This is a genomic window from Serratia sp. CY81684, assembly GCF_052166595.1.
Lineage (GTDB): Bacteria > Pseudomonadota > Gammaproteobacteria > Enterobacterales > Enterobacteriaceae > Serratia > Serratia nematodiphila.
In genome coordinates, this window is the sequence record NZ_JBJNOO010000002.1 from 44,239 (window position 1) to 63,558 (window position 19,320).

Annotated in this window: 14 protein-coding genes; 4 read left to right on the top strand and 10 right to left on the bottom strand. The window is 58.3% G+C overall.

All coding sequences use genetic code 11. The features are described from left to right. The first annotated feature begins 45 nt into the window (after positions 1-45). On the top strand, positions 46-1,803 hold the full coding sequence (locus ACJ8QF_RS07755; RefSeq protein ID WP_131164205.1) for a sigma-54-dependent Fis family transcriptional regulator: 1,758 nt from the start codon (positions 46-48) through the stop codon (positions 1,801-1,803). A 71-nt stretch (positions 1,804-1,874) separates the two neighbouring features. Here the strand turns inward: ACJ8QF_RS07755 and ACJ8QF_RS07760 are convergent, their stop codons facing one another. Further along, entirely contained in the window at positions 1,875-2,792 is a 918-nt protein-coding gene (locus ACJ8QF_RS07760; protein WP_021504584.1) for an ABC transporter substrate-binding protein, read from the bottom strand. 149 nt (positions 2,793-2,941) lie between these two features. On the opposite strand from ACJ8QF_RS07760, the gene ACJ8QF_RS07765 reads away from it, so the two are divergent. Further along, entirely contained in the window at positions 2,942-4,135 is a 1,194-nt protein-coding gene (locus ACJ8QF_RS07765; RefSeq protein WP_197753963.1) for an MFS transporter, read from the top strand. 30 nt (positions 4,136-4,165) lie between these two features. Here the strand turns inward: ACJ8QF_RS07765 and ACJ8QF_RS07770 are convergent, their stop codons facing one another. From ACJ8QF_RS07770 to ACJ8QF_RS07800, 7 genes are all read right to left on the bottom strand, one after another. Beyond that, the gene (locus ACJ8QF_RS07770) at positions 4,166-4,978 is read right to left on the bottom strand and encodes a hypothetical protein (protein WP_004928526.1); all 813 of its coding nucleotides are present in this window, start codon (positions 4,976-4,978) and stop codon (positions 4,166-4,168) included. 22 nt (positions 4,979-5,000) lie between these two features. After that, complete coding sequence (locus tag ACJ8QF_RS07775; RefSeq protein ID WP_044031248.1) at positions 5,001-6,173, bottom strand: MFS transporter; 1,173 nt, start codon at positions 6,171-6,173, stop codon at positions 5,001-5,003. Beyond that, on the bottom strand, positions 6,170-6,979 hold the full coding sequence (locus ACJ8QF_RS07780) for a hypothetical protein (RefSeq protein ID WP_049188829.1): 810 nt from the start codon (positions 6,977-6,979) through the stop codon (positions 6,170-6,172). The genes ACJ8QF_RS07775 and ACJ8QF_RS07780 overlap by 4 nt, the downstream gene beginning before the upstream one ends. 3 nt (positions 6,980-6,982) lie before the next feature. After that, a complete protein-coding gene (locus ACJ8QF_RS07785; RefSeq protein ID WP_049188827.1) occupies positions 6,983-8,431 on the bottom strand; it encodes a radical SAM protein in 1,449 nt (482 codons plus the stop codon). Then, positions 8,431-9,708, bottom strand: a complete 1,278-nt coding sequence (locus ACJ8QF_RS07790) for a glycosyltransferase family 2 protein (RefSeq protein ID WP_031299974.1) — start codon at positions 9,706-9,708, stop codon at positions 8,431-8,433. Before ACJ8QF_RS07790 ends, ACJ8QF_RS07785 begins: the two co-directional genes overlap by 1 nt. A gap of 76 nt (positions 9,709-9,784) precedes the next feature. Then, positions 9,785-11,161, bottom strand: coding sequence for a glycosyl transferase family 2 (locus ACJ8QF_RS07795; protein ID WP_033645489.1), 1,377 nt, complete (start codon positions 11,159-11,161; stop codon positions 9,785-9,787). Positions 11,162-11,437: 276 nt separating this feature from the next. Next, the gene (locus tag ACJ8QF_RS07800) at positions 11,438-13,543 is read right to left on the bottom strand and encodes a putative bifunctional diguanylate cyclase/phosphodiesterase (RefSeq protein ID WP_131164200.1); all 2,106 of its coding nucleotides are present in this window, start codon (positions 13,541-13,543) and stop codon (positions 11,438-11,440) included. A 948-nt stretch (positions 13,544-14,491) separates the two neighbouring features. On the opposite strand from ACJ8QF_RS07800, the gene ACJ8QF_RS07805 reads away from it, so the two are divergent. Both ACJ8QF_RS07805 and ACJ8QF_RS07810 read left to right on the top strand, forming a co-directional pair. After that, complete coding sequence (locus ACJ8QF_RS07805; protein WP_004928505.1) at positions 14,492-15,931, top strand: serralysin family metalloprotease; 1,440 nt, start codon at positions 14,492-14,494, stop codon at positions 15,929-15,931. A gap of 98 nt (positions 15,932-16,029) precedes the next feature. After that, positions 16,030-16,344, top strand: coding sequence for an AprI/Inh family metalloprotease inhibitor (locus tag ACJ8QF_RS07810; RefSeq protein ID WP_004928502.1), 315 nt, complete (start codon positions 16,030-16,032; stop codon positions 16,342-16,344). 157 nt (positions 16,345-16,501) lie between these two features. Here the strand turns inward: ACJ8QF_RS07810 and pqqF are convergent, their stop codons facing one another. Next, complete coding sequence (pqqF, locus tag ACJ8QF_RS07815) at positions 16,502-18,814, bottom strand: pyrroloquinoline quinone biosynthesis protein PqqF (protein ID WP_004928497.1); 2,313 nt, start codon at positions 18,812-18,814, stop codon at positions 16,502-16,504. 2 nt (positions 18,815-18,816) lie between these two features. Further along, positions 18,817-19,320: SPASM domain-containing protein (locus ACJ8QF_RS07820; protein WP_442537159.1), on the bottom strand; the 504-nt coding region annotated here is incomplete at its 5' end.

The following is a 19,320-nucleotide window of genomic DNA, read 5'->3' on the forward strand; positions in this document are numbered from 1 at the left end:
ATTTATGATACACATTTGCAACACTCGCGAACGGGGGAGAAACGCATGTTGTCTGACGACCGCTTGCCCGCAGAGGGCACCAGCTTGCTGACCCAGCCGTTGGCGGAATCCTGGCAACGCAGCCAGGGTTATGGCTTGACGCGCACCGATCAACATATCCCGTTTATCAAAGCCGGATTGCTCGAAGAGCTGCGCAGCCGCAACGATTGGGTGCCGCAGCGGGTACAGCCGCTGATCGAGCAGCTGGGCGCGCAAATTACGCGCCAGCCCGCCATTGTGGTGATCGCCGACGCCGCCGGGCTGGTGCTGGAAACCCGCGGCAATACCGACTTTCTGCATAAGGCGTCGCGCTTTGCGCTGGCGCCGGGCAACCAGTGGGGAGAAGCGGAGCGGGGCACCAACGCCATCGGCACCGCGCTGGCGCTGGGCGCGTTCTGCGAAGTGCGCGGCGACCAGCATTTTCTCAACCAAAATGCCGGATTGAACTGCACCGCCGCACCGATCTATCGGCCGGATGGCCGCATTGCCGGCATACTGGATCTCTCCGCACCCGCGCAGCGCCCGTACCGCGATGCACAGCGCCTGATCATGCAGGCGGTGCGGCATATCGAACACCGCTGGGTCAGAAGCGCGATCGCCGACCGCCACTGGACGCTGCGTCTGCACGCCGATGCCCGCTGCCTGGGCAGCGCGCAAGAGCTGCTGCTGGTGTTTCACGACGAAGTGCTGATCGCCGCCAATCGACTGGCGATGATGGAGTTCCAGCTCTCATCGGCCTCATTCGGCTCCGTTGAGTTCACCCAGCTGTTTCCCGACCTGTTGCGACAGCCTTCCGGGGCACCGCGCCAGACGCTGGCCGGCAATCAACAGCACTATTATTCGTTGCTTGAGGCGCCGCAGCGCCGCGTCAGCGCTTTGCGTTCTGCGCCGCCGGCGGAACGGCACGACGAGCAGCATCAGAAAGCGCTGCGCATTCTCAACGCCGGCCTTTCGCTGTGCGTGACCGGCGAAACCGGCTGCGGTAAAGAGCATTTCAGCCGCCGCCTGTTTCAAGAGAGCCGCTGGCGTAATGGCAACTTCGTGGCGATCAACTGCGCGGCGCTGCCTGAGCCGCTGATCGAATCCGAACTGTTTGGCTATGCGCCGGGGGCGTTTACCGGCGCCAATCCGAAAGGCTACATCGGCAAGATCCGCGAGGCGGACGGCGGCGTGCTGTTTCTCGATGAAATCGGCGACATGCCGGCGGGCGTGCAAACGCGCCTGCTGCGGGTGTTACAGGAAAAAACGGTCACCCCGCTCGGCAGCCGCAGCGCTTATCCGGTCGAATTTGCGCTGGTCTGCGCCACGCACCACGATCTGCATCGGCAGGTAGAGGCGGGGGCGTTTCGCGAGGATTTGCTGTACCGCATACAGGAATACAGCCTGCGCATTCCGCCGCTCAGAGAGCGGGCGCAGCTGGAGGCCTTCATTTTGCAGCTGTGGCGAGAGCTGGGCGGCGAGCGGCGCGACATTCGTCTGTTGCCGGAGGCGCTGGCGATGCTGGCGCGCTATCCGTGGCCCGGCAACGTGCGGCAACTGTTGAGTACGCTCAAGGTGCTGCTGGCGCTGGCGGACGATCATGCGGTGCTTACCCTGGACGATCTTCCTCAGTCCATCGCGGTGCTGGCGCCGCGGCAAGAGAACGCCGATACCGATCTGGGGGCGCTGCAGGCGGCGATCGACAGGGCGGGCGGCAATCTCAGCCGGGCGGCGAAGGCGCTCGGCGTTTCACGCAGCACGCTGTACCGCAAGCTGGGGAGGTAGAAAACGGCGGCGGAATAAGGCGGCGCGATTGAGCGGCGATAAGGCCCCGCTGCGCGGGGCCTGTTGCTCTCTCAATCCCCCAGCCCCGGCGGGTTAATCTCGGAATGGGCAATCTTCTCGTCGCTCTCCGCCCAGCGATCCAGCACCTGCAGATAGCTGCCGTTGGCGATGGCGCTGTTGAGCGAAGCCTGCACCGCGTCCACCAGGCCGTTGCCTTTCTTCAGCGTGACGGCGATGTTGGCGGTCTTCGGCCAGCCGCCGGGCACGATACCCACCAGCCGGGTTTTGCCGGTCAGCCGCGCCTGATAAGCGCCGGAAACGTTGGGCCCGAAGGTGGCGTCGGCGCGGCCGGACTGAATAGCCAGCGTGGAGGCGGCCTTGTCGGTGACATACACCGGCTGCAGCGGCGCGAGCCCCTTGGCGCGGTTCTCTTTGTCCCAGGCCAGCAGCACCGCTTCCTGATTGGTGCCGGAGTCGACGATGATCTTTTTACCGGCGATATCCGGCGCGGTTTTGATCTGGGTGATTTTACTGTCGGACTTGACGTAGAAACCCAGCGTATCCTGCCGATAGGTGGCGAAATCGAATTTGGTCTTGCGTTCGTTGGTCACGGTGATGTTGTAAACCGCGGCGTCATATTTGCCGGAGGCCACCCCCAGCGGCCAGTCTTCCCACGAGGTGGGCACCAGCTTGAGTTTCAACCCCAAACCGTCGGCCACCAGGCGCGCAATGTCCGCCTCGCTGCCGATCACCGTTTTATTGTCGCGGGCGTACAGGCCGAACGGCGGGCCGCTGCCCAGCAGAGAAATGGCAACCGTCAGCGTGCCGGGTTCCACGAACCGGAAGCCGGCGGGGATTTTGGCCACGGCTTCGGCGCTCTTCACCGTGTGGATCGGCGTTTCGTTGGCGACGAGATCCACGCCTGGTGCGGCGGCGGCGGAAAAACTCAGCAGCGCCGCAATCACTATCATCTTTTTGCTATATATCATTATGTTAATTACCTTCATTATTATGGGTGTCACACGGTCGTTGCACTATCTCTAAAGGCGGCAGATCTGTGAACGAACAAAATCAACTAACCAATCTTGGAAAAATCATGAGGCGCCTCTGGCGGCGCTGAATCGATCGAGGATGAACCATGTCGTCGCGTTTCGCTACGTTGGGCCGCATACCGCGCGGCGTGTGGGTATTGGGTGGCGTGAGCCTGCTGATGGACGTTTCCTCGGAGATGATCCATAGCCTGTTGCCGCTGTTTATGGCGACGACGCTCGGTGCCAGCGTGATTGTCATCGGTCTGATCGAAGGGCTGGCGGAGGCGACGGCGTTAATCGTCAAGGTGTTCTCCGGCGTGCTCAGCGATTACCTCGGCAAACGCAAGGGGCTGGCGCTGCTGGGCTATGGGCTGGGCGCCATCAGCAAACCGTTTTTCGCCATCGCGTCGTCGTCCGGCATGGTGATGAGCGCGCGCCTGCTGGATCGCGTGGGCAAAGGCATCCGCGGGGCGCCGCGCGATGCCCTGGTGGCCGACGTGACGCCGCCGGAGATCCGCGGCGCGGCTTTCGGGCTGCGCCAGTCGCTGGATACCGTCGGCGCCTTTTTAGGGCCGCTGCTGGCCGTCGGCCTGATGCTGCTGTGGCACAACGATTTTCGCGCCATCTTCTGGGTGGCGGCGATCCCGGCGGCGCTGGCGATTGCGCTGCTGTTTTTCGGCCTGAAAGAGCCGGCCGCCGCGATAACCCACAAGCGCACCAACCCGATTACCCGCGCCAACCTGCGGCTGTTGGGGCGCAGCTATTGGTGGGTGGTGAGCATCGGCGCGATCTTTACGCTGGCGCGCTTCAGTGAAGCGTTCCTGGTGTTGAAGGCGCAGCAGGGCGGCACGCCGCTGGCGCTGATCCCGCTGGTGATGGTCGCCATGAATCTGGTCTACGCCTGCTCGGCCTATCCGTTCGGTAAATTGTCCGACCGCATGAGCCATGAAGGATTGCTGAAAGCCGGGCTGCTGGTGCTGATCGCCGCCGACCTGGTATTGGCGCTGAGCGATCATTGGGCGGGCGTGCTGTTTGGCGTGGCGCTGTGGGGCGTGCACATGGGCATGACGCAGGGACTGTTGGCGGCGATGGTGGCGCACACTGCGCCGGCGCACCTGCGCGGCACCGCGTTCGGCATGTTCAATCTGATCAGCGGCGTGGCATTGCTGCTGGCGAGTCTCGGGGCCGGAACCCTGTGGGAACTGTTCGGTTCCGCCTCCACCTTTTACGCCGGGGCGATCATCTGCGTGGTGACGCTGGTCGGCATGAAGCTGGCGCCGTTCGGCGAACGGCGGCCGTGAAAGCGGCGGCGCTCAACGCCGCCGCGCGGTTTACGCCGGATGGGCGTCATTCTCGTTGCCGCCAATCGCCAGGTAATCCGTGTAGATTTGCGGCGCGCCGGAGAACGACGCCAGTGTTTTCCACTCGTCGTACATGCGTTCGGTGTCCTGATGCTCGGCCACGAACCTGAGCGCTTGCTCGGTTGAGACATCGAGCTCCGGATGGAACGCGTTGAGCGACGCCAGACTTTCAATGATCAGCATCACCGCGTATTGGTCCAGCCGATTGCCGCTCTGGCCCTTCAGCAGGTGAAACTTCCAGCCCGGGTAGTCTTCCACGCGGTGGATGTTGTCGATAATGAACCGTTCAAACTGCTCGGGCGAGACGCCCGCTTTAAGCGCCAGGTTATGAATGCCGATGACTCGCTGAATGTTTTCCTTCCCCGGTTCGCTGCGGTAATTGGGGCCGGGCGGCAATGAACTGCGGCTATTCTCGGCCACCAGGCGGTAACAGGTGTAAAGGGTCGGCAGTTCGGCGAAGGTCGCGAAGGTTTTCCACTCCTCAATCAGCGCGGCGGCCTCCGGACGCTGCCGCCAAAAGGCGTGCGCCTCGTCGGTCAGCTCGCCGTTGCCGTCGATATAGCGCGCGTAGGTGGCGGCGTCTTTAGCCTGATAAACCATCAGGTACTGATTTTCACGCTCGCCGCGCAGGCCGCGCAGCAGCGTCCATCGCCAGCCGGGATAGGCCGGGATGGCGACGCCTTTACGGCGAACGAACGCTTCGAAACGATCCGAGGCGACGCCCCGTTTCAGGTTGATTCCCACGTAGTGCAGGGAGAAAACCGGCGTGGTTGATGCATGCATTAAACGATCCTCGCAAGTTAAGTTAGTGAGATGTGTTCGTCACGGCTTTGGCGCTGATGCTGACCAGCAACAGGCACAGCAGCGTGCAGCCGAACGCCAGGGCCAGGCTGGTGTAATTGGCGATAAAACCGATCAGCGCCGGGCCGGTTAATAAGCCGAGATAGCCGACCAGCGTCACGGCCGGAAACGCCTGGCCAGGCGGCACCTGTTTTTGATTGCCGACGGCGTTGAACAGAATGGGAACGATGTTGGCGATGCCCAGGCCGGCGAGCATCAACCCGCCAAAGGCGGCCGATGCCAGAGGGACGGTGACGGTCAACAGCACGCCTGCCGCAGCGCACAGGCTGCCGAGCAGCAGAGTGCGGAAGCGCCCGACGGCGCCGATCAGCCTGTCGCCATACAGCCGCCCGCAGGCCACGGCGACGGCGTACAGCGTGAACCCGATCCCCGCCTGCGATTTGGCCACGCCGCGCTCGGCATGCAGGAATAATGCCGACCAGTCGAGCATCGCCCCCTCGGTCAGGAACACGAAGAAACAGAGCAGGGCGATAAACAGGATCTTGCCGTGGGCCAGCGCCCACCGCGCGCCGCCCCGTCGCCGCTCGCCGATGCCGCCGTGCGCCAGTAAATCGCCGGCGACGATCAGCAGCAGGATCGCGATGAGGAGGGCGATCAGGCCGATGGCCTGGGCCGGGGCGAGGCCCGCCAGCAGCAACAGACTGACGCCGCCGGCGCCGGCAATGCCGCCAAGGCTGTAGAAGCCATGAAAACCGGACATTTTCGCCTGGCCGCTCTCCCGCTCGACGATTATCGCCTGTGAGTTCATCGCCACATCCATGATGCCGTTGACGGCGCCAAATACCCCCAATGCCGCCCCCATCAACAGCGGAGCATCGAGTAACGCCAACAGCGGCAAGTCGATGCACAGCAAGGCGCCAGCGCCCAGCAACACGGCGCGGCACCCCAGTTTGGCGATCAGATAACCGGCGAAGGGCATGATCGCCATGGAGCCGGCGGCGAGGCAAAACAGCAGCAAACCGAGCGCGCCGTCATCGATGCCCAATCGCGCTTTCACGAAAGGGATCAACGGCGCCCAGGCAGCCATGCCCAACCCGGCGAGGAAGAAGATCGCTCGGGTGGCGATTTGCCGGCGATGATTCTCTGCGGCCTCGCCGGTTAGCCAAGGCAGCATCATGACGATCGGCTCTGTGCGACGGACAGATAATCGGTATAAATCTGCGGTGAACCGGAAAATGACGCCAGTTGCTTCCACTCTTCATACATTTGCTTGGTGTCGCGATGCGCTTTGGCGAAGGTTGCCGCTTCGGCGGTGGCGATATCGGGCTCCGGATAGAACACGTCCAGCGCCGCCAGGCTGACGATTTCCATCATCACCGCGTACTGGTCGAGCCGATTGCCGCGCTCTCCCTTCAGCAAGTGAAACTTCCAACCCGGATAATCCTCAATGCGATGGTGATTTTCGGCGATAAAGCGTTCGAATTGCGCCGGGGTCACGCCTTCGCGCAGCGCCAGATTGTGGATGCCGATAATGCGCGCCTCGGGCGGTTCGCCCGGCCGTTCCCGGTAGCGCGGGCCGGGCGGCACGTCGCTTTTTCTGTTCTCAGCCAGCAGGCGATAATCGCTGAACAGCGTCGGCAGCAGGCTGTAGGTGCCCAGTTTTCGCCACTCGGCGAGGATTTCCTGCGCGGCGGCATGCCGCCGCCAGAATTCGTGCGCGTGCGCCGTTCGCTGCCCGGTGGCGGTGACGTAACGATCGCGCTGCTCGGCGCTGTCAATCTCGTACAGCATCAGGTATTGCCCGACGCGTTCGCCGCGCAGGCCGCGTAGCAACGTCCAGCGCCAGCCGGGATAACAGGGGATATGCACGCCTTGTTCGCGCACGAAGGTTTCAAACTGTTGTGGCGTGACGCCGGCTTCGGTATCGATGCCGATGTAATAGAAGCTGAATACCGGTTTGGGATCGGAGACTATCGTCGTCATCTTTCACTCCTGATTGGCGAATGCGGCGGAAAATTGGGTATTGATAATGGCTTCGACCAGCGTGACGCCGATGGGCGTGAGCGTCACGCACGGACCATCGACGGTGACCAGCGCTTTATCTACCAGGATTTTCAACGTGCGGCGGATGACCGGGTTGGCAAACAGGCTGTTGCCGTCAAAGCGCCGTTTAAACACCCGATCGTCCACCGGCAGCAAGGTGGAGAGCGCCATTTTGAAGGCGTTCACTTCACGCTGGATCGGGGAGAAGCCGCGGCTTTCCTCGATGGGCAGGCGGTCTTGGTTGAGCGCTTCCTTGTACTTCTTGTAGCCGGTGATGTTGATGGCTTCGGATCGCGTCGATTTGGAGCTGCCGCCCAAACCGATCGCCACTTCCGGATACTGCTTGTCGAGATCGGTGATGAGCGCTTTCCACTTTTCCGGCTGTTGGTCATTGCGGTGAAAGTACATGGTGGGGTGTTCGGTATAGCCGCCATTCAGGTAGTTCTCGACCAGCTCGCGCATTTGGTACTGTTTGCCCAGCCCAGGGAAGCGCAGGTTGTTGATGCTGATCAGCCCCTTTTTCTGCCACAGGCTTTCGCGCTCGCCCGAGACGCCGGTGCGATTTTTAATAAACTCATCCATGTGCAGCTTGGTGCAGACGACGTGCGACAGATTCAGCTCGAGGGCTTTTTCCATGTCGTATTTCACGTCGTCCACGCTTTGGCCCAGCATGCCGTAAATGAGATCCACGCTGACCCAATCAATGCCGAGCGCGCGCGCGTGATGAATGGTCTCCACACACTCTTCGGCCGAGTGCATGCGCCCGCAGGCGGTGATGATGTCGTCATTGAAGGATTGGGTGCCGAAACTGATTTTGCTGAAGCCGAGCTCTTTCAGCAGCGCCAGATAGGCTTTGTTCAGGGTGCCGGGCTCCCCTTCGAAGCGCAGGGTGGCGTTGGCGAAGTTAAAGTGGCTGAAGTAGAAGGCCATCATGCGGCGCAGTTCCGGCTCCGGCAGCAAGGACGGCGTGCCGCCAAAGACGTTGAATTCACCGATTTCCACTTCGGCCAGGCTGGGCACGCGCGCCAGCCACATTTGCGCCTCCTTGATGTTGAAATCGACCAAATCGCGGAATACCGCCTGAGAGGCGGGCGCCTTGGGATTGAGGATCACCGTGGGGTACTGACAAAAATGGCAGCGATAGCGGCAGGTCGGGATATAGGCCCAGAGGTGGATTTTGCCCGCCTGGCGAATGTCGGCCTCCATATCGGCAAAAAACGCGGCCAGCGGGTAGTCGACGAGATCGCCGGGGAACACGTGACAGCCGAACGGATCCTTATGGACGTACTCCAGAAAGGCCCGGTTTTCCGGTTGCGCCAGGAACGCGTTCACCCGCGGCGTGGGATAGTTTTCATCGATATCCAGCAATGAGTGCAAAGCTTCGTCGTTCATCAGAATACCCCTCCGTTGCCGAAATAGTTGTGGGCTTCGCCGGACTCGCGGTCTTCACAGAAGTAATAAACAAAGCGGGTGAAATCCTCGTCTTTGATCGTATCGAAGCAGGCCGGCAATGCGGGCGGGAAGCCGATATCGTCACCGACGGCGCGCCGCATGGCGGCAAACAGCGCATCGCGAAATTCGAGGTAGAGCCGATAGGCGGGGGTTTTGTAGGCATGGATCGGTTTGAAATCGATGATGCGCATCTCGTGTTTCAGCTCGTGAATGCGGCGGTAGAGGCTGTCGGCCAGCGAACCGGAGAAGAAATCGCGCACTTCGCTGTTTTCCAACAGCAGATACGGATTGAGCAGCACCGGCAGTAAGATATTCTTTGGCGTGTAATCCTTGACCGAGTAGTCCCAGGCCAGTTTCGCCTCCGCCGGTGTGGCGTCCGCCAGCGCGGTTTTCTGCCGCTCAACGTCCGGCCGGACGTCCTTCATGATAATGATGCCGTCCTTGCCGTAGGCGATGCCGTTGATCACCTCATCGAGAATGGTGTCCACCCGGCGGCTGTTGATCTCAACGTAAGCATGGCGAGCGTAAACCGGCTTGCCGCCGTAGGCGATGACCTTAATGCCGAAGTCCCAGTCGTCGGACAGGTGTTCGACAAAGCGGCCATGGTTGAGCTGGTAGAAGATTTCGATGCCGCCTACCGCGTCATACAGGCTGCGCTCCACCCCGAACCCTTTGCCATCGGGGAAGCCGCCGAACAGGGAGAACGAAAATTCGCGCAGACGCAGCGTTTTTTGGATCTCGCGGAACAGGTTGGGGCGGTGCTCAAACTCTGCGGGAGGGTAGTAATAGTTGCAGGTGCCCAGGTCGCCTTGTTGCTCGATCATGGTATTCACCAGCTCGTAAAGCCAAAATGCATCCACGGTGCAATCGGCATCGGCGGAAACGATATAGTGCTTGCGTTTATTTCCCAGCCGGCTGTCGCGGGCTTTAGAACGCAGCGACGCATAGTCCATGCCGCGTTTTCTGGCCGAGGAGACACCCTGCACCGTTTCGGCGATAACATGAATGGCCATAGCCGGATGCCTTTCACTAAACGCGTTTATTTTAGCGACGGAATCATCGGTGGAGTTGTTATCAACGACAATCAGTTCGTAAGTGTCGTGGGTGATTAATTCATTCTTGGTGTGCTGATTGAACAGCGAAAGTAAAACCGCCTCAATACGGTCGCTTTCATTATAAACGGGTAGTACGACAGACACAAAAACAGTATCACGCATAGATCCTCCAAGGGCTAATAAAAGTCCACAGTTAGAAATGGCTTGTCTGAAAATGAAATGTCACGTTATTCGATGATTAGCTGATATTTAAGAACTCCATGACGTTGTTGGATAAAATTCGCTTGCCCAGCGCGTAATTCTTTTCCGCCACGCGCTTCATCTGCTCCTTGTTATTAATGAACCGGTAGACTTCCTGGATGAATTCGTCGTTCGGCGGCCCATCCTGTAACTCGGAGATCGGCATGACGGGCGCTTCAAACCCATGCCGGCCGTAGACTTCGTGATAATATTCGTAGCGAGTGGTGATATAGCAACGGCGGCAACTGATCGCTTCACCGATAGGATTGCCATAGCTATCATAATCATACGAGGTGAGAAAAGAGACCAGGTCGCAAGAGTGATAGAGGTCCTCTATGCAAAACGCGTCGTTTTCCGAGCGCATATCGACATGGGGAAGCATGCCGACGAATTTGACATAGGGGAGAACATTCAGTTCCTGCGCCAATTTGGCGAGTTGCAGATAACATGACGGGTTTTCATATTCATTGCCGGCGATCGCCAAATAGGCGCGTCGAGTGTTGTGGTCGCGGATAAATAAATCATTAAGCCGGCTGATCAGCATAATATCGCGGTCCAATCTTTTCTGAGGGATGATGCGGGTGGTTCTGGCAATGAGAAGATCATTATCGCGAATATTCATCTGCTTTCTGACATTCGTTCTTTCGTGACTGTCCGAGAAGTCATAGGTATTTTTCTTTACCTCGACATGGACATCATGATTGCACCAGGCCTCCAGCTTTTGCTTCAGATCGTGATTGAGCGTGACATAGGTAATGTATTTTGAAGGGATAGGTTTGATGGCGTGAGAATAAGGTGGCGGGCCGTATTTGAGCACCTTTTTTTCGCTGTTCCACATCAGGTCATGATCGCGCCAGATGACGAAACGCGTCAGTCGATAACGTCGGCCATAATCTTCGATCGCCAGATACAGCGCTTTGGTATAGATGATGTTTTCCGGCAGCGTGCCGTTTTCCACCACCACATGGCTGACTGCGAGCGCTTCCCATTGGGCGACGAGGCGATCCGCCAGCTGCCGCGCCGTCAACGCGATGGTATGCAACAAAGCGGCTTTTTCTTGCTCGTCAATGGGCGTTTTCTGGCCGATCAACGCCGCGTGTGCGTAGTCGAGAAAGGCGGGGTGGTAATCTGGAATCGACGTGATGTCGTCCAGGCGGACCAGCGTAAAGACATCGCGGTAGATGTCATGCTCATGCTGATAGGGTTTATTAAAGTTTCCCTTATCAATCTTGATGTCGTATCCCAGATCAAGATAAGAGCGAAATCCACAGGCTTGCAGTCGTTTGGCAATCTTCATTGCTTCCACCGTGATCCCCGAGACCGAGACGGCATCGAACGAAATGAACATTGCATTCTTCTCTTGCCTTTCGTGCATCGCAGTACCTCCTGCTATTATTTGTAGTGCATTGATTTAAATTAACTATTTCTTAACAAGTCTCCGGTAACGTTCCCAATTGAGTGGAAAAAGAATCGTTTTGACGCTCTGGAATACACTCAAATCTGACAGAACGGAAGCTTAACCGTTCAAAAATGTAAAGATACGTTTATGCTTTGTGAGGGCTCTCACAAATATTCCGGTGCGGGAGGCGTGAAACAAGCAGAGGAAAAGAGGGGGGATCAACCCCCCGAATGTGGGGCATGCGATGCCGATTTAACGATTCGCCATGCCGCCTTCGGCAGGCTGAAGTATCGCCTGCAGCAGCGTCGGCACCTGCTGGGACTCCACCGCCGGGCTGAACAGAAAACCCTGGCCGATATGGAAACCGGCTTCGCACAGCGTTTGGCGCTGCTGCTCGGTTTCCACGCCTTCGGCGATGATATCGATCGACAGTTTTTGACCGAGAATGCCGATGCTTTCCACGATCGCCAGGATCGCCGGTTCGGTGTTCATGCGTTGAATAAAGTCGCAGTCCAGCTTAATGCAGTCCAGCGGGTAATCCATGATATGGCTGAATGAGGAGTGGCCGGTGCCAAAGTCGTCCAGCGCGATGCGGATACCCATCTCTTTGAGCATTTGCAGCGCGCGCAGTACGTATTTCGAACCGTGCTTGTTGAACGCGTGTTCGGTCACTTCCAGTTCGATCAGGTGATGGGGAATGTGGAACTTCAGCAGGCGTTGCAGGAAGGTTTCGGCGTAGTTGTCGCGTAAAAACTCGATCGGCGACACATTCAGCGAAATAGGCCGCACCGCCACGCCGGCCGCGCGCCAGCGGGCGATATCGGCGAAGACTTTCAGCTGCATGGCTTCGCTGATTTTGGTTGCCAATTCGTAGTCGTTGAACGCCTCGCTTACCGTCGCCGGCAGCTGTACGCCGTTTTGCGGGCAGTGCCAGCGCAGCAGCGCTTCAAAGCCGACGATGCTGCCGTCGATCAGGCAGACTTTCGGTTGGTAGCTGGGGCGGATGCAGTTGTCGCGCACGATCTGGCGCGCGTAGTTGAGCTGGCTGGCGCGGGCGCGGGCTTTGTCCATCATCTTGCGATCGAACATGTAGACGCCGCCGCGGCCGCCGTCTTTCAGTTCATACAACGCGGTATCGGCGCATTTCATCAGCTCCGAAGCGTCGCGAGCGTCTTTGGGATAGATGGCGCCGCCGATGCTCATGCCGCAATGCAGCGTCTTGCCGCCGTGGGTGATCGGCGTCTCCAACTGCAGCAGAAACTTGTTGGCGATGCGGAAAATATCCTGCTCGTTTTCGACATCGCTGATCACCACGGCGAACTCGTCGCCGCCGAGGCGGGAGACGAACGAATGCGCATTCATGCAGGCGCTGAGCCTTTTACCCAAGACCCGCAGCAGATGGTCGCCCGCCGCGTGGCCCAGCGTGTCGTTCACCAGCTTGAAGTGGTCAAGATCCAGCAGCATCAGCCCAAGCGACTTTTTGCCGTGCAGGGCGCGCTTCATCTCTTGCTTCAGCTTTTTCTTGAATAAGCGCCGGTTGGGCAGGCCGGTCAATTCGTCATATTCGCTGGCGAGCAACAGACGTTGTTCCATCACGCGTTGCGACGTCACGTCGCGCGAAACGCACAAGATCTCGGCCACGGCGCCGTGTTCATCGCTGACCGGTGTGAGAATGTTGTCCCAGTGCTGTTTTTTACCCTGCGGCGTCACGCTCAATCCGGTGAAGCGCGCATTTTTTCCGGCTCTGACGTTGCGCAGCGCCTTGCTGCCGCGGCGACGGATCTCGGGGGACAGCAGCCCCAGCCAGGGCATGCCAAACTCTTTTTGCGCCGGATCAAGACCGAGCGCCAGGCTGCCGGAGCGATTCATGTGGCGCAGCGTGCCGTCGTGATTGATCACTTTGATGCAGTCGACGCTGGCGTCTAGCATGTCTTGCTGGATAGAGAGCGCCTGAACGTTTTGCTGGCGTTGCAGCATTTGCGGATGGATGTCGGTGGCGGTGAGGTACCAGCTGGGCTCCTGCGCCATGCCGTCCTGACGGGCGTTAAACGCCAGCATAAACCACCGGTAGGCGCCGCTGCGCTCGCGCAGACGGGCTTCGCCGGCGAACGAGGAGAGGGCAACGATCGCCTGGCGCCATTGCGCGGCCAGGCGATCGCGATCGTCGGGATGCAGTGCATCGAGCCAGTCTGCGGCGGCGTGCTCACCGGCGATGGCGCCGGTATAGTCGCGCCACTGCTTATTGAAGTAACCGCCAAGGCGGTTGCCGAAGCAAATCAGACCCGGCAAGTCGTCTACGATTTCGCTATAGAGATCAATCGGATTTTTGTTATTACTCTGCTTGGGCAACAGGGTCATGCGGTATTTCCTCGGAAAATTACCCATATTCTTGCTCTATAGCAGAGCCTCTTTCAATATAGTCATTGCCAATGAAAATGGGAATAGCCAGCGGGCGCGGCTAAGAACCAGCCTGGTAGCATGAAATAGATTACGCAAGAACGCATTAGGAATACTCCTGTTATTTATAAGCCTCTCTTATATTGCATCGAAAAATAAGTGCTCCGACCACGATGTTTTACTGTCTGAAAAAGTAATCAATATTGATGTTTCAATGTGGCGAAATGTTTAGCTGCCATGCTGTTGTTGCGCTCGGCATTTTGCTTGCGCTATGCACCAATGCTGAAGAAATCCTCGCTTATGGCGGTGATGCTCACCATTTTATGCACGTTTTAACAGGCGCCAAAGCACGGCTCCCGGGCGATGACGAGAAAAGTGATGATATAAATCAAGAAATGTTTTGTTTCATCTGTTGACACTTTGCTGACGTGTGAGATAGCCTCGCGAATGATAATCATTAGCAAAACTGGATGGTGTCGCAAATGCATTCACGTAATGATCCCCAGGTAGCGGTTCGGATGACAGGCAACGTTCATAACACGAGACCACGTCTGCTGTGGTCTCTGGCAACGAGACAATGTATCGAACGGCCGCTGTCATCAGGCCTCTTGGGCGGCATCTTCACTTAGCCTCAACCAGCAGATCTCAGTATTAAGCCATGGCCGGATCAAGGCGGTCTATTATTTCCACGCATTTTTCGCGGATATATCGCGATCTCACGGAGTTGCATACGTTCTCAATCATAGGTAAGGAGGCCTCGGGCGGTTAAAATTAAATTTACTCTCTGGCTGTAAAGGAATTGGCAAAAAGAATGGGGCGTATCGGGTTACCGCTATTCTCAGGACTTTGATTAACCCCAAGAGACATTTCGGATGTCATATTAATACTAGCTTCTTTGTGGAGAAAGCTATGGGTAATACCATGAATGGAAACAAAACAGGTTGGGACAGTGTTAACGATCTTATTCACTACCATGAGCGCGGGAATGGTTTGACGATCAATAATAAACCGTCCTATGACATAAATGATGCGGGGTTGCAGATAGCGCGCAGCGATAAAACCTGGAATGGCGTTCACGTCACGGGCAAAGATGCGACGGTGACCTATTCATTCCCGGATTGGGAATATAACGAACTGAATCTGGGCCACCGCTCCTCAGAACGCGATACGGGGCTAAGTGCGTTCACGCAACATCAACAAGAACAGGCGAAGTTATCTTTGCAATCCTGGGCCGATGTTGCCAACCTAAAGTTTGTCGAAGTGGCATCGGATCAACCTTCCAATATTACTTTTGGGAATTATGAGGGGAAAGGGCAAGCGTATGCCTTGAAACCATTCTCATATAATGGCAATGACTACAGAGGATACAATTCTGATGGGCAAAGTTGGTATAATATTAAGAACCATTCTGAAAACTTGCATCCTGAGCTGGGTAATTACGGCCGTTTAACCATTACCCACGAAGTTGGCCATACTCTCGGGTTAGATCATCCGGGAACGTATAATGCGGGGCAAGGAAGCCCAAATTATACCAAGGCAGTTTACGCCGAAGATACCCGGCAGTTTAGCGTAATGAGTTACTGGAATGAATCCATTACCGATGCGGATCATGGCCACTACTATGCCGCTGCACCGCTGGTTGATGATATCGCGGCCATCCAACATCTTTACGGTGCCAACATGACCACCCGAACCGGCGACACCGTTTACGGGTTTAATTCAAATACAGACCGAGACTTCTATACACTCAATGGCAGCCACGACAAGCTGGTGATGTCTGTCTGGGATGCAGGTGGTAATGATACCCTTGATTTCTCGGGGTATAGCCAAAATCAACGTATCAACTTGAACGAAGGCGCTTTCTCCGACGTCGGGGGATTAAAAGGGAATGTTTCCATCGCTGCCGGTGTCACCATCGAAAACGCGATAGGGGGCTCAGGTAATGACATCATCGTTGGGAATCACGCAGACAATACGCTCAAAGGCGGCGCCGGCAATGATGTTATTTACGGCGGGGCTGGTCAGGATCAATTATGGGGAGGAGACGGTAATGACATTTTTGTCTTCTCTGATCTTAATGACTCGCCTGTTCAGGCACCTGATACAATTTGGGACTTTGAGTCAGGCAAGGACAAGATCGATCTGTCCTTCTTCAACCAAGGCGATAAAGGCAGTGATTTCATTCAGTTCGTCGATCATTTCAGCGGGCAGGCCGGTGAGGCGCTATTGTCCTATGATAGCCAGAACAATCTGAGTGAACTGGCCTTCAACATCCAGGGCGGTGCAAATCCAGACTTCCTGGTGCACATCGTTGGACAGGCTGACGTCGCTGTTGATTTTATCGTTTAAAATGGCAACGGTGGGCGATGATGCCCACCGTTTCACATGGGCCACCTATGTATAAATTTATTCTTGTCGGAATAATATTCTTGTTTTCAGGAGTCTCTATGGCAAGCAGCCTGGTTTTACCTTCCGCCGAAACGCTATCCGGGCAGTGGACGGTCAGTGATAAATCAAAATCTTGTGTTGTGCAGCTCAACACGGAAAGTGTGGATTCGGCTGGCGGCTATAGCCTGAAATTCTTGTCTGATTGCACGCCCGACGTATTGCCGCAAGAGCCTGCCGCATGGCGTCCCGCCCCCGATGGCATTGCGCTGTTGGACAAGGATGGGCTAACCGTACTTTTCTTCTCTCAGGAAGACGATCATTACCGTAGTCAAATCTGGGCTGAGACAGGGAAGATCTTGAAGAGAAATAACTAGCCAACAACGCCTTCTTATCCCTCGGCCTCGGCCGGCGCTTCTGAACGCGGTCATCACGTTTCACGTCGCTCCGCTCACGATTTTCTGAGATATCGTTCCCTTGGTTATTCGTTGTCTTGCTGCGTTTATATTGCGTCGGGTGGACACCGGCGCAATATCAGCCGGCAACGAACAGCCGCTGCTGCCAGTGCAACAGTTGTGTCAGCGTGATTGGCGCAGCGGCAGCAATGGTCGCGCGATTTTCCAACGCAATCTCCCGCGCGCGTTGCAACGGCTCGGCGCTGAGGCGTTGCAAGTTTTGTTGCAGCGCCTGTTGCGTTTGCTCCAGCTCACCAACGCTAACGTGCTTCAGCTCATGATGCATCTGCTGCAAGAATTCGTCGGTTAACTGCCGCAGCTGTTCCGCGGTGAACGTCGGGGATTGCAGCGCGAACAGCAGGCCTTCGGCATGGGTGCAGCGGTGGAAGGCACATTGCACCACGTAGCCCACGTTGCGTTCCACGCGCAGCCGTTGAAAATAGCGCGGCGCGTAAAGCCGGGCCAGCACGCGCAGCGCCCAGCGGCCTTCGGCCTCATCGCTTTGCAGCGGGTAAAACTGCAGCAAAGCGTGTTCGGCGCCGCTTTCCGTCAGCGTGACAGGAGGATGTAAACGCGGCGGCGTTTGCGGCTCAGCCGTTATGGCGTAGGGGAAGTCATACAGCAAATGTGACAGCCGCCGTTTTAACTCGCCATCGCCGCCGACAAGGGTGGCATGCCAGTGTGGCGCCGTTGCCGTAGAGACGTTCAACGCCGCCGGCAATTGGGCTGACAGGCGGCGAATGGCGATATCGTTTTGTTGTTTTAACTGCGCGTGGCGCAGGTTTCTCGCCGCCTCGTTGATGACGGCCGGCGGCTGCGTCGCCAGAGCCCGGTTCACGACGTTCAGACCGTGGCAGATCAGCCCGTGACTGCCCGCCAGCTGCAGCAGCCACACACCCTGGTGGCGTTCGACGCTTAAATGTCCCTCCCGATGCGCTAACTCGGCCGCTCCTGGGCGCAATGCCGCCTGCAAACCACAGGCCTGTTCTTCGCTGAGTGCGCCATGCGACGATGGGCGCAGCAACAGCACCGGCTGCGCCTCGCCGGAACGTAGATGCTGCAGCGGCGCCTGGCCGGCCGGCAAGGGCGGTATCGGCAGCGCCGCCGAAGCGGAGAAAAAGCGGAAAGGCTCCACTGTAGGCGTCAGCACGGCGCCGACGAAGGGGCCAAGGGTCAGCGGCAGCCCTTGGATTTCGCGCGTTTCACCGCCCCCCTCGGGCAGCACGGCCAGGCGGCGGCGCGGCGCTGCCATCAGCATAGCGAGTTGCCGTGTCCAGTCGTCATGCTGTTCCGTCGGCGGCAGCCCCAATGCCCTGGCCCGCAGCTGATCGAGCGGCGCCAAACGGTGAAAATCGCGGTTCGCCAGTTGCCCGAAATGCGCAAGCTGGCCCGGTGTCAGCGCGTTCAGCGCCTGCAGCCATGCCAGCAAGGCGCTTTCGATATGGGCGGCCTCAGACGCCGAGCCGTGATTGACGGTGAAAATAAAACTCAGCAGGGCGCTGTTTTCGCCGCAGCGGGCATAATCCAGACGAACGGCGTCGCCCCACGCGTGCGCGCGCAGCCGTGCCAGCAGCCCGCCAGGGGCATCGTCCAGCAATAAACGCTCAAGCCGTCGCAGCCAGCCGCGTGAACGGCAGTGCGGCAGGGCAAACACCAGCCGCAGCTGCGGCGCGCCGGGAAGAGACAGCGTGTAATCTTGTCCGGCGGCCAGCGGCGGCAATGTCTCGGGCGGCGTGGCGCTGCCCGACGGCAAGCCGCCACCGTAGCGCTGTGCCAGCGCATGCAGCTGCTCGAGTGATTGCGGGCCTTGCAGCCACAGCGTCATGTTCGGTGCGCGGTAATAATGGTGGTGAAACTGCCGCAACGCCTGCTGCAATGCGGAAATATCGCTGCCGAAAGCGGCGCGGCTGCCGATATGAAAGCGATGCAGCGCGTCAATGCCGCTGAACATCTGCCGCTGCGCCGCTTCGCAGCGGGTTTCACCGTCGGCGCGCAGCAGGCGGTATTCGGCGTCGATGACCTCGATCTCCTGGGCGATTGCCTCAGCCGCCAGCTGCGGGGCGGCGAGCATATCGCTCAGCCGAGCCAACCCCTCCGCCAGAGGGTCAGCGCCCACTTCAAAGAAAAACGCGGTTTGCGTGGCCTGGGTGGTGGCGTTTAGCCGGCCGCCGGCCGCCTGCGTCCAGCCCATCAGCCCATCTTGCGCGCTGAAGTTCGCGCTGCCGCGAAACAGCATATGCTCCAGCAGATGCGCCAGGCCGGGCCAGGAGGCAGGCGCCTGAAAGCTGCCCGCTTCGATGCACACCAGCGCGGCGGCGCCCTCAGCGGCCGGGGTGCTTATCGCCCTGACGGCCAAACCGTTATCGAGCTGCCATGAGGTGGCGAGTGTCATCGTCAGCCCTTGAAGATCAGTCGGGAGTTGGTCTGATTGCGAAAGCGCAGCTGATCGATACCGATCTGCGAGCGATTCGCCGCTTCACGCGCCGCCAGAATGGTGCCGTGGTGCGGCGACTTGCCGCACACCGGGTCGGCGTTGTCGGCGTTGCCGGTCAGCATGAACGCCTGGCAGCGGCAGCCGCCGTAGTCTTGCTCTTTCTCCGAACAGGACCGGCAGGGCTCCGGCATCCAGTCATAGCCGCGATAGCGGTTAAAGCCGAAGGAGTGGTACCAGATATGCTGCAGATCGTGCTCCAGCACCGACGGAAACGTAATCGGCAACTGACGGGCGCTGTGGCAGGGTAACGCCATGCCTTCCGGCGTCACGCTCATGAAGATGGCACCCCAACCGCCCATGCAGCCTTTAGGCCGCTCCTCGTAGTAATCCGGCGTGACGAACAGCAGGTTGGCCAGTTTGCCGTCGGCGGCCATGCGCTCGCGATAGCGTTTCACCACCGCTTC